At 70.5% G+C, this 13,310-nt stretch carries 10 protein-coding genes; 6 read left to right on the top strand and 4 right to left on the bottom strand.

The window, feature by feature from the left end; all coding sequences use genetic code 11:
* Positions 1-102 precede the first annotated feature (102 nt).
* Positions 103-1,491 carry a M16 family metallopeptidase gene (locus tag ACZ7L6_RS27395; RefSeq protein WP_471928301.1) on the bottom strand — a complete coding sequence of 463 codons (1,389 nt, stop codon included), beginning with the start codon at positions 1,489-1,491 and terminating at the stop codon, positions 103-105.
* The gene (locus ACZ7L6_RS27390) at positions 1,488-2,867 is read right to left on the bottom strand and encodes a M16 family metallopeptidase (RefSeq protein ID WP_471928299.1); all 1,380 of its coding nucleotides are present in this window, start codon (positions 2,865-2,867) and stop codon (positions 1,488-1,490) included. The genes ACZ7L6_RS27395 and ACZ7L6_RS27390 overlap by 4 nt, the downstream gene beginning before the upstream one ends.
* 468 nt (positions 2,868-3,335) lie before the next feature.
* Between ACZ7L6_RS27390 and ACZ7L6_RS27385 the strand changes: the two genes are divergently transcribed.
* A complete protein-coding gene (locus ACZ7L6_RS27385) occupies positions 3,336-5,792 on the top strand; it encodes a DNA gyrase/topoisomerase IV subunit A (RefSeq protein WP_471928298.1) in 2,457 nt (818 codons plus the stop codon).
* Here ACZ7L6_RS27385 and ACZ7L6_RS27380 read toward each other — a convergent pair.
* A complete protein-coding gene (locus ACZ7L6_RS27380) occupies positions 5,789-6,952 on the bottom strand; it encodes a CobW family GTP-binding protein (protein WP_471928297.1) in 1,164 nt (387 codons plus the stop codon). The genes ACZ7L6_RS27385 and ACZ7L6_RS27380 overlap by 4 nt on opposite strands.
* A 320-nt stretch (positions 6,953-7,272) precedes the next feature.
* On the opposite strand from ACZ7L6_RS27380, the gene ACZ7L6_RS27375 reads away from it, so the two are divergent.
* From ACZ7L6_RS27375 to ACZ7L6_RS27365, 3 genes are all read left to right on the top strand, one after another.
* Positions 7,273-7,824 (top strand): DUF6082 family protein, encoded by a 552-nt coding sequence (locus ACZ7L6_RS27375; protein ID WP_471928296.1) that lies wholly within the window; start codon positions 7,273-7,275, stop codon positions 7,822-7,824.
* A gap of 124 nt (positions 7,825-7,948) precedes the next feature.
* A complete protein-coding gene (locus tag ACZ7L6_RS27370) occupies positions 7,949-8,185 on the top strand; it encodes a hypothetical protein (protein WP_115909518.1) in 237 nt (78 codons plus the stop codon).
* Between the two features lie 604 nt (positions 8,186-8,789).
* The gene (locus ACZ7L6_RS27365) at positions 8,790-9,449 is read left to right on the top strand and encodes a hypothetical protein (protein ID WP_471928295.1); all 660 of its coding nucleotides are present in this window, start codon (positions 8,790-8,792) and stop codon (positions 9,447-9,449) included.
* A 144-nt stretch (positions 9,450-9,593) separates the two neighbouring features.
* On the opposite strand, the gene ACZ7L6_RS27360 is transcribed toward ACZ7L6_RS27365, so the two are convergent.
* On the bottom strand, positions 9,594-10,760 hold the full coding sequence (locus ACZ7L6_RS27360) for a citrate synthase/methylcitrate synthase (protein WP_471928294.1): 1,167 nt from the start codon (positions 10,758-10,760) through the stop codon (positions 9,594-9,596).
* Between the two features lie 110 nt (positions 10,761-10,870).
* Between ACZ7L6_RS27360 and ACZ7L6_RS27355 the strand changes: the two genes are divergently transcribed.
* Together ACZ7L6_RS27355 and ACZ7L6_RS27350 are read left to right on the top strand one after the other, a co-directional pair.
* Positions 10,871-12,121: a citrate synthase gene (locus ACZ7L6_RS27355; protein WP_471928293.1), complete on the top strand. Its 1,251-nt coding sequence runs from the start codon at positions 10,871-10,873 to the stop codon at positions 12,119-12,121.
* Between the two features lie 151 nt (positions 12,122-12,272).
* Positions 12,273-13,217 carry a sucrase ferredoxin gene (locus tag ACZ7L6_RS27350; RefSeq protein WP_471928291.1) on the top strand — a complete coding sequence of 315 codons (945 nt, stop codon included), beginning with the start codon at positions 12,273-12,275 and terminating at the stop codon, positions 13,215-13,217.
* Positions 13,218-13,310: the final 93 nt, after the last annotated feature.

Genomic DNA, 13,310 nt, shown 5'->3' with positions numbered 1-13,310 from the left:
ACAGGCAACCTCTCCCTCAATTCGGGCATAAGGGGGCCCTGGTGACTCTTCCGTCACCAGGGCCCTACGCGCGCGTGCCGCTGTGCGGCGCTTGCGTGTCCTCTACTCGGCTGCCACGACGGTGACTTCGCCGATGCCGAGCGCCTCCACGGGCTCCCGGATCTCGGCCGCGTCGCCGACGAGGATCGTCACCAGACGGTCCACTGGGAACGCGCTCACGGCCGCGGCGGTGGCCTCGACGGTGCCGGTCGCGGCGAGCTGCTGGTACAGCGTCGCCTGGTAGTCGTCGGGCAGGTGCTGCTCGACCTGGTCGGCCAGCGTGTTCGCCACGGAGGCGGCGGTCTCGTACTTCAGCGGCGCCACCCCGACGAGGTTCTGCACGGCGAAGTCCCGCTCGGCGTCGGTGAGCCCCTCGGCGGCGACGCCGCGCAGCACCGTCCACAGGTCCTGCAGCGCGGGACCGGTGTTCGGGGTGTCGACGGAGCCGCTGATGGCGAGCATCGCCGCGCCGGTGCCGTCCGGGGCGGAACGCAGGACCTGTCCGAACGCGCGCACGCCGTAGGTGTAGCCCTTCTCCTCGCGCAGGACCTTGTCCAGCCGGGAGGTGAGGGTGCCACCGAGGCAGTACGTGCCGAGCACCTGCGCGGGCCACACGCGGTCGTGCCGGTCGGGGCCGACGCGGCCGATCAGCAGCTGCGTCTGGACGGCGCCGGGACGGTCCACGATGACGACACGGCCGGTGTCGTCGGCGGTCACCGGCGGGACGGGGCGAGGCTCGGCCGCACGGCCGGTCCAGGCGCCGAGGGTGTCGCCGAGCAGGGCGTCGAGGTCGACGCCCGTGAGGTCGCCGACGACCACGACGGTGGAGGTGGCGGGGCGGACGTGCCGCTCGTAGAAGGCGCGTACGCCCGCGGAGTCGATGCCCGCGACCGTGTCCTCGGTGCCCTGGCGCGGGCGGGACATGCGCGAGGTCGCCGGGAACAGCTCCTTCGAGAGCTCTTTGGCGGCGCGGCGCGAGGGGTTCGCCATCTCATGCGGGATCTCGTCGAGCCGGTTGCGCACCAGGCGCTCGACCTCGGCGTCGGCGAACGCGGGCGCCCTGAGGGCGTCGGCGAGCAGGTCGAGCGCCTTCGGCAGACGGGAGACCGGCACCTCGAGGCTGACGCGCACGCCGGGGTGGTCGGCGTAGGCGTCGAGGGTGGCGCCGCAGCGCTCGAGCTCGGCGGCGAACTCCTCGGCGGTGTGCTTGTCGGTGCCCTCGGACAGGGCGCGCGCCATGATCGTGGCGATGCCGTCGAGGCCCTTCGGCTCGGCGTCCAGGGGCGTGTCCAGGAGCACCTCGACGGCGACGACCTGCTGGCCGGGGCGGTGGCAGCGCAGGACCGTCAGGCCGTTGTCCAGCTTGCCGCGCTCGGGCGCCGGGAACGCCCAGGGCCGGGCCTCGCCGGCCTGGGGCTGCGGGTGGAACTCCATGCTGGCGAGCTCGGTCACTGCGCCGACTCCTCGTTCTCGTCGGTGGTCTCGGCGGTTGCGGCGTCCTCGGCGGCGGCTTCCAGGTCGTCGGCCTCGCCGGCGACCGGCTCGTACACGAGCACCGCGCGGTTGTCGGGGCGCAGGCGGGCCTTGGCGACGGCCTTGACCTCATCGGCGGTGACGTCGAGGACGCGCTGCACGGCCGTGAACGCGAGCTGCGGGTCGCCGAACAGGACGGCGTACCGGCACAGTTCGTCGGCGCGGCCCGCGACCGTGCCGAGCCGGTCCAGCCACTCGCGCTCCAGCTGGGCCTGGGCGCGCTCCATCTCCTCGGCGGTCGGGCCCTCCGCGGCGAAGCGGGCGAGCTCCTCGTCGACGGCCGCCTCGATCACGGGCACCTCGACATCACCGGAGGTTTTCACGTCCAGCCAGCCCAGGGAGGGCGCCCCGGCCAGGCGCAGCAGGCCGAAGCCCGCCGCCACGGCCGTACGGTCACGCCGTACGAGCCGGTTGTAGAGACGGGAGGACTCGCCGCCGCCGAGGACGGTCAGCGCCAGGTCGGCGGCGTCGCACTCGCGCGTGCCGTCTGTCGGGAGCCGGTAGGCGGCCATCATCGCGCGCGCGGGGACGTTCTCCTCGACGACCTCGCGCAGCTGCTCGCCGATGATCTCGGGCAGCGAGCCGTCGCGCGGCTCGGGCTTGCCGTCGTGGGCCGGGATGGAGCCGAAGTACTTCTCGACCCAGGCGAGCGTCTGCTCCGGGTCGATGTCGCCGACGATCGACAGGACGGCGTTATTGGGCGCGTAGTAGGTGCGGAAGAACGCGCGGGCGTCCTCCAGGCTGGCCGCGTCCAGGTCGGCCATCGAGCCGATCGGGGTGTGGTGGTACGGATGTCCGTCCGGGTACGACAGGGCGGTCAGCTTCTCGAACGCCGTGCCATAGGGGACGTTGTCGTAGCGCTGGCGGCGCTCGTTCTTGACGACATCGCGCTGGTTGTCCAGGTTCTCCTGGTCGAGCGCCATCAGCAGGCTGCCCATGCGGTCGGCCTCCAGCCACAGCGCGAGCTCCAGCTGGTGGGCGGGCATGGTCTCGAAGTAGTTGGTGCGCTCGAAGCTGGTCGTGCCGTTCGGCGAGCCGCCCGCGCCCTGGACGAGCTCGAAGTGACCCGTGCCCTTCACGCTTCCCGAGCCCTGGAACATCAGGTGCTCGAAGAGGTGGGCGAGTCCGGTACGGCCCTTGACCTCGTGGCGGGAGCCGACGTCGTACCAGAGGCAGACCGCCGCGACCGGCGTGAGGTGGTCCTCGGAGAGCACTACCCGCAGGCCGTTGGCCAGGCGGTGCTCCGTCGCGGTGAGGCCGCCGGATTGTGCCTCCGGTGTGGCCGTGTGACCCATGGGCAAGGTGTCCTTCCGGTCAAGTGCACTGCGTTGTGTCGAGCAGTTCGTGCTCAGTTCCTGCCACTGTATGCAGCGTCCGAAGGGTCGGCGAAGTTCCCGGTCACAACGCCGTGCCGGGACGCCCTCCTCGACGGCCTCGGGCAGGTACCCGGCGATCACTCCGGGGAGTGAACGGTCGCGCGGCGCGGACTTGCCGTCGCGGGGTCCGAGCGCACCGGTGAGGTCGGTTGCCCGCCCCCTGCGCGAGCTGTCCCCCGTTGCAAGAGGAGTGACCGTAGATGCGGTTGATACCGAATCCTCCCCGTCGGATGCGGAGGACCAGGGGCGTCGGCGACACTTCTCGAACCCCTGGCGGGAGCCCAACATCGGGTCCTGGTCGGTGGTTGTCAGTGCCGCGGTCCACAATGGTCCGCGTCAGACCCGTCAAACGCTCGCGCGACCAGCAGACAGAAGGAGCCGGCAGCGATGGCCCGCCGCAGCACGAAGACCCCGCCGCCCGACGACTCGTACGAGGAGAGGATCCTCGACATCGACGTCGTCGACGAGATGCAGGGCTCCTTCCTCGAGTACGCGTACTCGGTCATCTACTCCCGCGCCCTGCCGGACGCCCGCGACGGTCTCAAGCCGGTGCACCGTCGCATCGTCTACCAGATGAACGAGATGGGCCTGCGCCCCGACCGCGGCTATGTGAAGTGCGCCCGCGTCGTCGGCGAGGTCATGGGTAAGTTGCACCCGCACGGCGACGCGTCGATCTACGACGCCCTGGTGCGCATGGCCCAGCCCTTCTCGATGCGCGTCCCGCTGGTCGACGGCCACGGCAACTTCGGCTCGCTGGGCAACGACGACCCGCCGGCCGCCATGCGGTACACCGAGTGCCGGCAGGCCGCGGCGACGAGCCTGATGACCGAGTCGATCGACGAGGACACGGTCGACTTCAACCCCAACTACGACGGCCAGGAGCGGGAGCCGGTGGCCCTGCCCGCCGCCTTCCCCAACCTGCTGGTCAACGGCTCCTCGGGCATCGCGGTCGGCATGGCCACCAACATGCCGCCGCACAACCTCTCCGAGGTCATCGCGGCCGCCCGCCACCTGATCCGCCACCCGAACGCGGATCTGGACGCCCTGATGAGGCACGTCCCGGGCCCCGACCTGCCCACGGGCGGCCGGATCGTAGGCCTGACCGGCATCCGGGACGCGTACGAGACGGGCCGCGGCACCTTCAAGATCCGCGCGACGGTCGAGATTGAGACCGTGACCGCCCGCCGCAAGGGACTGGTGATCACCGAGCTGCCCTTCACGGTCGGTCCGGAGAAGGTGATCTCCAAGATCAAGGATCTGGTCGGCTCGAAGAAGATCCAGGGCATCGCCGACGTCAAGGACCTCACCGACCGCGCGCACGGCCTGCGCCTGGTCATCGAGATCAAGAACGGCTTCGTGCCCGAGGCGGTCCTGGAACAGCTCTACAAGCTGACGCCGATGGAGGAGTCCTTCGGCATCAACAACGTCGCGCTGGTCGACGGCCAGCCCCTCACCCTGGGCCTCAAGGAGCTCCTGGAGGTCTACCTCGACCACCGCTTCGAGGTCGTCCGGCGCCGCAGCGAGTTCCGCCGCAGCAAGCGGCGCGACCGCCTGCACCTGGTCGAGGGCCTGCTCACGGCGCTCGTCGACATCGACGAGGTCATCCGCCTGATCCGCTCCAGCGAGAACAGCGCGCAGGCGAAGGAGCGCCTGATGGAGCGCTTCTCCCTGTCCGAGGTGCAGACCCAGTACATCCTCGACACCCCGCTGCGCCGGCTCACCAAGTACGACCGCATCGAGCTGGAGGCGGAGAAGGACCGGCTGGGCCAGGAGATCGCCGAGCTGACCCGGATCCTGGAGTCGGACGCGGAGCTGCGCAAGCTGGTCTCCTCCGAACTGGCCGCGGTGGCGAAGAAGTTCGGCACCGAGCGGCGTACGGTCCTGCTGGAGTCGGCGGGCGCCCCGGCCGCCGCCGTGCCGCTGCAGGTGGCGGACGACCCGTGCCGGGTGCTGCTGTCCTCGACGGGGCTGCTGGCCCGTACGGCGAACGGCGATCCCTTCGCGGAAGCCGAGGACGCCAAGCGCGCCAAGCACGACGTGATCGTCTCGGCGGTGCCGGCCACGGCCCGTGGTGAGGTGGGCGCGGTGACGTCCGCGGGCCGTCTGCTGCGGATCAACGTCGTCGATCTGCCGCAGCTGCCGGAGACCGCGTCGAGACCGAACCTCTCGGGCGGCGCGCCGCTGTCGGAGTTCGTCTCCCTGGCGGACGGCGAGACTCTGGTCTGTCTGACCACGCTCGACGAGTCCTCCCCGGGTCTGGCGCTCGGCACGGAACAGGGCGTCGTCAAGCGTGTGGTGCCCGACTACCCGTCCAACAAGGAGGAGTTGGAGGTCATCACGCTCAAGGAGGGCGACCGGATCGTCGGTGCGGTCGAGCTGCGCACGGGTGAGGAGGACCTGGTCTTCATCACGGACGACGCGCAGCTGCTGCGCTACCAGGCCTCGCAGGTCCGCCCACAGGGCCGTCCCGCCGGTGGCGTGGCGGGCATCAAGCTCGCCGAGGGGGCGAAGGTCATCTCCTTCACCGCGGTGGACCCGGCGGCGGACGCGGTGGTCTTCACCGTCGCGGGCTCGCGCGGCACCCTGGACGACTCCGTCCAGACGACCGCCAAGCTGACCCCGTTCGACCAGTACCCCCGCAAGGGCCGCGCCACCGGAGGCGTGCGCTGCCAGCGGTTCCTGAAGGGCGAGGACTGCCTGTCCCTGGCCTGGGCGGGCCCTGCCCCGGCACGGGCCGCGCAGAAGAACGGCTCCCCGGCCGACCTCCCGGACATCGACCCGCGCCGCGACGGCTCCGGCGTGTCGCTGCCGAAGACGGTGGCGGTGGTGGCCGGACCGGTCTAGGCCTCCTCGAAGGCGCCTTCATCCGGGGCCTGTACGTACTGGTCCGGGCCCTGTACGTATTCCTCCGGATCCTGTACGTAGCGCAGCACGCCCCACATGCCCTGCTCGTCGGCGTGTGGGGCGTCGCGCTTGCACGCCTGAAGTTCCTTGCCGAGAGCGACCGCGTCGATGCCGGAGCCGATGAGCACCAGCTGGGTGAGGCGGGTGTCGGTGGGCGCCCACGGCTCCGGGTAGAAGCGGAGGAACCGGCCGACGGCGTGGACGGCGTAGCGGTTCCGTACGTCGCAGGGCCCGAAGTCGACGTACCCCTTGATCCGGTACAGCCCCTCGGGCCTGGTGTCGAGGAACGCGATCAACCGGCGCGGGTCGAGGGGGACTTCGGAGGTGAAGGACAGACTGTCGTAACCGGTGTGCTGGTGGTCGGTGTGCTGGTGGTCGGTGTGCTGGTGGCCGGTGTGGTCCTCGTCGTGCGCGTGCGGTTCTTCGTGCTCGTGCGGTTCGTTTCGCTCGTGCAGGTCGTCGAAGGACAGCTGCCCGATGCGCTCCTCGCTGGGTCGGCAGTCGAAGAGGAACGCGGGGTCGATACGGCCGTAGGTGGCGGGGACGACGGCCGCGCGGTCGGTGAGCTCGCGGACCAGTCCAAGGACACGATCACCCTCCGGCGCCCGGTCGAGCTTGTTGACCACGACGAGGTCGGCAAGGGCGAGGTGCCGGTCGATCTCGGGGTGCTTCGCGCGGGTGTCGTCGAACTCGGCGGCATCGACGACCTCGACGAGCCCGCCGTACACGATGCCCGGATGCCCACTGGCCAGGACCATGCGCACGAGTTCCTGGGGCTCGGCGAGTCCGCTGGCCTCGATGACGATGACATCGATGCCGGTGCCGGGGCGGGCGAGCCGCTCCAGATAGACGTCCAGCTCACTGGCGTCGACCGCGCAGCACAGGCAACCATTCCCCAGGGAGACGGTGGAGTCGCCGAGTGCGCCGGCGACGGCCATGGCGTCGATCTCGATGGCGCCGAAGTCGTTGACGATGGCGCCGATACGGGTACCTCCGCTGCGATGGAGGAGGTGGTTGAGCAGAGTCGTCTTGCCGGAACCGAGGAATCCGGCGAGTACGACGACCGGAATCTGCTGCGGACCAGGGTTCGGCTGACTCAACGTGCGACCTTTCTCACGCCGACGGGTGCACCGGCTCGCGGCTCGGCGCACGTACGAGGGTTGAATGCCGCCCCAGGATACGAGCCGCGAGAAACACCGCGAAGTGAACGATTGTTAGCAGCACTTGCCGGGCAGACGTTGGGCAAGGCGCCGGAGCGTGCGACCCTCGCTTCCCTCCGTGCGCCTCCTCTCCGCCTCCCCGCCGATCAGAGCCGCTCGGCACTCTGGGAGACGGCAAGCGCCGCCCACCGCTCGCCGGTCCCCTCCAGTCGACCCGCACCCCGACGACCGGCGGACGGCCGCCTGATTCGGGGGTTGACATGGCCACAAAGAAGAATGCCGCGGGGAGGCTGGGCTCCGCCGCGGCCGGTCTGCTTCTCGCCACCGCCGGGATGACGCTGGCCGCGCGCCGGCAGCGCCTGGAAGCCGAGCGGCTGCAGGTCAGGCGCCTTGAGCTAGAGGAACTCGCCTCCCAGCGCCGGGCCCTCGCACATCAGCAGCGTATGCATTGGGAGTTACTGTCCAGGGCGATCGATGATCCGTCGCTGGCCTCCGTGATCGACACCTATGACCCGGACATTCCGGCGGAGAGGCGGCGGCAGTACTTCTACGCCAATGCCTGGTACATCAACCTCTACCACCTGTATCGAGCAGGGATAGTCGACCAGGGGGAGTTCTACGGGCATGCGCGGGAGCTCTTCCAGAACCCCCTGATGCGCGAGTACTGGGAGGCCTCCAAGGGGCAGCGCGCGACACTGAAGCACTCGTCCGAAGAGGCCCGGATCGGGCGCATGGTCGACGGCCTCATCCAGGATCTCGAAGAGGCCGACACGGACGAGTGGTGGGTGGTGGGTGACCCGCCACCTGCTTGATCAAGCACGCCAGGGGGCATCGGTCAACGCCCCCGACACGAGTCGCGTGGACTTTACCGACACACCTCAGGAATCCCAGTAACGTGCTGCCGACCACGAAACCCTTCGTAAGGATCGGTAACCCTTGAAGATCGTGCGCCGCATCGGTGTGCCTCCCAGTGCCCGTGGCAGTGCCTCGGGAGCCAACTGCCCGGACGTGTTCGAGCTGAGCGACGGCAACTTCGCCGTCATCGGCACCGAGGCAACCGAGGCGCTTGAGCGTGAACTCCCCGCCGACGCCTCCCGGGCGGACTATGAACGCATCGTCATCGTCAGCCGCGAGACGCTGATCCGCGCCAAGGCAGACATCCCCGACGCCTGAGACCACCGTACGAGCACGCCTCCACCCCAGACGTACCGTCACGCTCCCCGGCCGCGCGCAACCTCGAGCGAGCCGGGCCACCGACCCGGCGAGCAGCCAGCACCCCGTCACTGCTCGATCCCCACCGATGAGGCCTGGCGCCAGAACGGCACCAGGCCACACGTAGAACCGCGCCGGGCAACACGCAAGTCTGAGGGCTCTCTCCGGCACCTTCAGCCGGCCACTGCCAGAGACCGCGCCACGGCCTTTACGACACGGGCTTTGTGTCAGCTCCGAGCGAGACACGCCCAGAGCCCTTCGAACTCAGCAAGGCAACTCTGCCCCCAGGGAACCGATGATCACCGTCGGCCCCGATCACCACGTCCGCTTGCTGTCGTGCAGCGACACAGGACCGCCGCTCCCCAGGTTTCGCAGGCCTGACGGGGAGCGGCGGAGTACACCAGCATTCCCCATGCCAGGAGTCAGTCCAGTGCTGTTCAAGCATGCCATCTCCCGGATGGCCGCCCACGCATCCCATCCCGATCTGTCCCTCTTCAGCACCACTCCGACCTGCACGGATGCCTCCCGCCGCGGGGCTGGGCGGAGGCGCAATCTCCCCGTACGGGTGAGCCGCCTGACCGCCACCGCCGTGCTCGGGACGGCATTGCTGCTGCCGCAGGCTCGCCACGCCACCGCCGCGACTGCTCAGAGCGTTGTCACATCCAGCGCCGGTCCTCGGGTGTCCGCAACGCCGCCTTCGACGGAGAGGGCCTCGCCGCCTCCCGTGCTGACCTACCCGCCGTTCGACGCCGACAGCACAGCCGACGGTGGCTTGAACGGCACGTGGACGTGGGCTGCGGTCTTCGCCGGCGTCGCCGGCGTCGCCGCTGTGGTCGGCGTGACCTTCACGATCGTCCACCGCCGACGCGACAAGGTGGACCGACTCGTAGAGCCGGTCGACATTCTGGTGGACGACACGGCCGTGTCTCTCGACAAGCTGGCCACCCTCTCGGCCACGAAGGCCGACATGGCCGACCTTGGCGATCTTCGCCGACGCCTCAAGCAAGCCGAGAAGACGTTCCCCTCCATTCCGATCGGCACTGTCGTTGCAACCGTGGAGGCGTACGAGAGGACAGCGCTGCCCAACGACTTCGCGCAGAAGCTGACCGAGGAGGCATCGGCCGAGATCCTCGACCTCTGCCGTCGTCAGGGGGCCGCACTCGAAGCCGCGCGGAGCGCGGTCGACGCCGTCCAAGGCACCATCAAGCGGCTCCGCAAGAGATGACTGGGACATACCTGCCCATGGGCGCCGGGCAGGCCGCACGACGGGGCCGTGTACGCCCCGAGCGGCTCGCGCGCCGATTGCGGCTGCGAGGCACTGATCACATGAGGTCCGACACCGCGATCAGCGCCGGACCTGCGGCATGTCTCAGCCCATCGCCGGCACCTTCACCGGCGCCCCCGGCCCCACATACCGCGCCACCGGCCTGATGATCTTCGAGTCCTGTGCCTGTTCCAGAATGTTGGCGCTCCACCCCACTACCCGCGCCGCCGCGAACGTCGGGGTGAACATCTCGCGTGGCAGACCGCACAGCTCCATGACCACTCCCGCGTAGAACTCGACGTTCGTGTGGAGTTCGCGGCCGGGCTTCAGTTCGGCGAGGATCGCCTCCACGCGACGTTCGACCTCCACGGCGAAGTCGACGCGCGGGCCGCCGAAGTTCTGGGCGATCTCGCGGAGCATCCGGGAGCGGGGGTCCTCGGTGCGGTAGACGGGGTGGCCGAAGCCCATGATGCGGTCGCCGGCGAGGACGCGTTCGCGGATCCAGGAGTCGATGCGGTCGGGAGTGCCGATCGCGTCCAGCGTGTCCAGCGCACGGCTGGGCGCACCGCCGTGCAGCGGCCCCGACAGCGCGCCCACGGCTCCGGCCAGGCACGCCGCGACGTCCGCACCTGTGGAGGTGATGACGCGGGCCGTGAAGGTTGACGCATTGAATCCATGGTCGATGGTCGAGATCAAGTATTGCTCGACCGCCCGCGCCCGGCGAGGGTCGGGCTCCGATCCCGTCAGCATGTACAGATAGTTCGCCGCGTACGACAGATCCTCGCGGGGCTCAACAGGATCAAGTCCGCTGCCCAGCCGGTGCAGTGCGGTGAGCAGCGTCGGTACGGCCGAGGCCGCGACGAGGGTGTCCCGGCGGCGCTGGTCGGCGTCGATGTCGTACACCGGCCGGAAGCCCTGCGCCGCGCCGAGCAGGGACAGCGCGGTGCGCAGGCCGGCCAGCGGGCCGGAGCGTCCGCTCGCCGCCGCGATCGCGGGCAGGGCCGCCCGCACCTCGTCGGGGAGCCGCCTCAGCGCGGCGGTCTCGGCGGCGAAGGCGGCGGCGCGTTCGGCGTCCGGCAGTTCACCGTGGACGAGGAGGTGCCAGACGTCCTCGAAGGGGCGGGTCTGCGCGAGTTCGACGGCCGAGTACTGGCGGTAGTGGTAGAAGCCCTCGAGGCCCCGGACGTCGCCGACCTCGGTGTCGGTCACGACGACGCCCGCGAGTCCACGTGGCACGTCGACGAGCGCGGCTGCTGACCTGTTGACGGACATGATTTCCTCCCTGGACTTGATTTGACTGTCCATGCTTGACTGTTTTTCTGTCAATGTTGATTGAATCAATGTCAGCACTCAATGTTCGTCGGCCTGGATACGGTGACCCCATGCGCGATCAAGAACCCGGCCCGGCGGGGCGGCGGCTGACCACCCAGGAGGCCGCCGAGCTGCTCGGCGTGAAGCCCGAGACCGTGTACGCGTACGTGAGCCGCGGTCACCTCAGCAGCCGCCGCGTGCCCGGCGGCCGGGGCAGCACCTTCGCCGCGAAGGAGGTCGAGACGCTCGCCCGGCGCAACAAGCGGGAGAGCCCGGCCGGTTCGGGATCCGGCGGTGAGCTGTCAGTACGGACCGGCCTCACCTTCATCGACACCGACCGCTACTACTTCAGAGGCGTGGACGCGACCGAACTGGCCGCACGGCACTCCTACGAAGAGGTCGCCGAGTGGCTCTGGACCGGCCGGCTGCGCCGCGGCGTCACCTTCGCCGCCCCCGAGTCCTCCGTCACCGCCGCCCGCAGCGCCGTCGACGCCCTGCCCGAACACGCCGGTCCCACCGACCGCTTGCGGGTCGCAGCGATCGCCGCCGCGGCGGCGGACCCACTGCGCTTCGACCTGTCCGAGGAGGCCGTGCTCGGCACAGCACGCACCCTCATCCCCACCCTGGTCGCCGCCCTCACGCGTGTGGGGTTCGCCTACCGCAACGAGGGCTCACTCGCGCACCGTCTGTGGAGCCGGCTGAGCGCACGCCCCGCCGACGAGGCCGCCCTGCGGGTCCTGGACACGGCGCTCGCCCTGCTCGTCGACCACGACCTGGCCGCCTCGACGCTCGCCGTGCGCGTCGCCGCCTCGGCCCGCGCACACGCCTACGCGGCCGTCTCCGCCGGGCTCGGTGTGATCGAGGGCCCTCTGCACGGCGCGGCCAGCGGCCTCGCCCACAAGCTGATCATGGAGGTGCTCGACCAGGGCGACGCGGGGCCGGTGATCGCCGAGGAGCTGCGGGCCGGCCGGCGCATTCCGGGGCTCGGTCACCGGCTCTATCCCGGCGAGGACCCACGCGCGCGTGTCCTGTTCGAGCTCCTGGAGGGGATCCCCAGCGCCGAGCCCGCCCTCGCCGCGGCCCGTGACATCGTCGCCACGGCCGCCCGCCACGCCCCGCTGCACGCCAACGTCGACCTGGCCCTGGCCGTGTTCACGGCGTCCTCCGCCATGCCCTCCTCGGCAGGCGAGACGATCTTCGCCGTGGCCCGTACGGCGGGCTGGATCGCCCACGCCCTGGAGGAGTACGGCGAGCGCCCCCTGCGGATGCGGCCGAGCGGGCACTACACGGGCCCGAAGCCGCCTCAGCCGCTCCCGGAGTAGCACCGCCGAACGCTTCCCCACCAGAACCGCGGAACGCCTCCTCCCCACCAGACCGCCGAACGCTCTCCGCAGTACCGCCGAACACTCCCGTCGGCACGACAGATACACCCTCGGGAAGTCCCCCGGCTCAAGTCAGGTTAGGCTCACCTCTGTGAGTACGTGCTCAACCGTCTCGCGGGACCTCGACGAGCCGATCGCGGGGACCGCGGCGACCGCGACGACCTGGCTGCTCGTGGAACAGCCCGGTCCGTGGGGTGCCAAGGCGCTCACCCAGAGCCACCTGGACCCCGTGCTCGGCCGCGCCCTGGAGGCGGCGGCAAAGGGCACGGGCGTGCGCATCGCGCTGATCCGCCGCCCCGGAAGGCACGCCGACTGCGGGACCCCGGCCGAGCGCCAGGTCTACGCGGCCCACACCGTGCCCGGCAACGTATGGCTGCACGCGGCCACGATCCGCGACCCGCAGCAGTTGCTCGACCTGGACTTCGCCGCCCTCGGCACGGGGAACCACCACACCTTCGACTCGGTACTCCAGGGGCGGCCCCACACCGGCGATCCGCTCGCCCTCGTCTGCACCAACGGCAAGCGGGACCGCTGCTGCGCACTCCTCGGCCGCCCTCTCGCGGCCGAGCTCACCGCCTCCGGCGTGGACGGTGTCTGGGAGGTCACCCATCTCGGTGGACATCGGTTCTCACCGACGCTGCTCGTGCTGCCGTACGGCTACGCGTACGGCCGGGCGCAGGCCCCCGCCGTCAAGGAGGTTCTGCACAGCGTCCAGGAGGGCCGGATCGTCGTCGAGGGCTGCCGCGGGAACTCGGCCTGGGAGCGGCCCGGCCAGGCCGCCGAGCTGGCCGTACGCACGGCCACGGGCGAGGCCGCCGCAGAGGCGCTCAGCGTCGTACGGACCGACGGCGCTGCCCCGCGCTGGGAGGTGACGGTCGCCCACGTGGACGGACGTCACTGGCGGGTCGTGGTGGCCCAGGGCGCCTCCGCGCCGCCCCGCCCCGAGAGCTGTGGGGCGTCGGTGCTGGGCTCGCCCGCGCGGATGGACGTGGTGGCGGTGCGCGAACTCACCATGACGGCGGCGCTCGCGAGCTGACGGGACGTACCGGGTCACCCGAAGGTGGACCGGCAGCGCCACATTGATCACCACATTGATCAAGAGATCCACACCACATCCCTCTACGGGACT

This window comes from Streptomyces sp. NPDC107522 (assembly GCF_055657525.1).
Note: the sequence above shows the minus strand (reverse complement) of the source record. Positions and strands in the feature narration are given on the sequence as shown.

What these genes read in the sequence shown, in the direction of transcription:
- ACZ7L6_RS27390 (WP_471928299.1), bottom strand. Translation starts at nt 2,867, where the DNA reads ATGGGTCACACGGCCACACCGGAGGCACAATCCGGCGGCCTCACCGCG.
- ACZ7L6_RS27385 (WP_471928298.1), top strand. Translation starts at nt 3,336, where the DNA reads ATGGCCCGCCGCAGCACGAAGACCCCGCCGCCCGACGACTCGTACGAG.
- ACZ7L6_RS27375 (WP_471928296.1), top strand. Translation starts at nt 7,273, where the DNA reads ATGGCCACAAAGAAGAATGCCGCGGGGAGGCTGGGCTCCGCCGCGGCC.
- ACZ7L6_RS27360 (WP_471928294.1), bottom strand. Translation starts at nt 10,760, where the DNA reads ATGTCCGTCAACAGGTCAGCAGCCGCGCTCGTCGACGTGCCACGTGGA.
- ACZ7L6_RS27355 (WP_471928293.1), top strand. Translation starts at nt 10,871, where the DNA reads ATGCGCGATCAAGAACCCGGCCCGGCGGGGCGGCGGCTGACCACCCAG.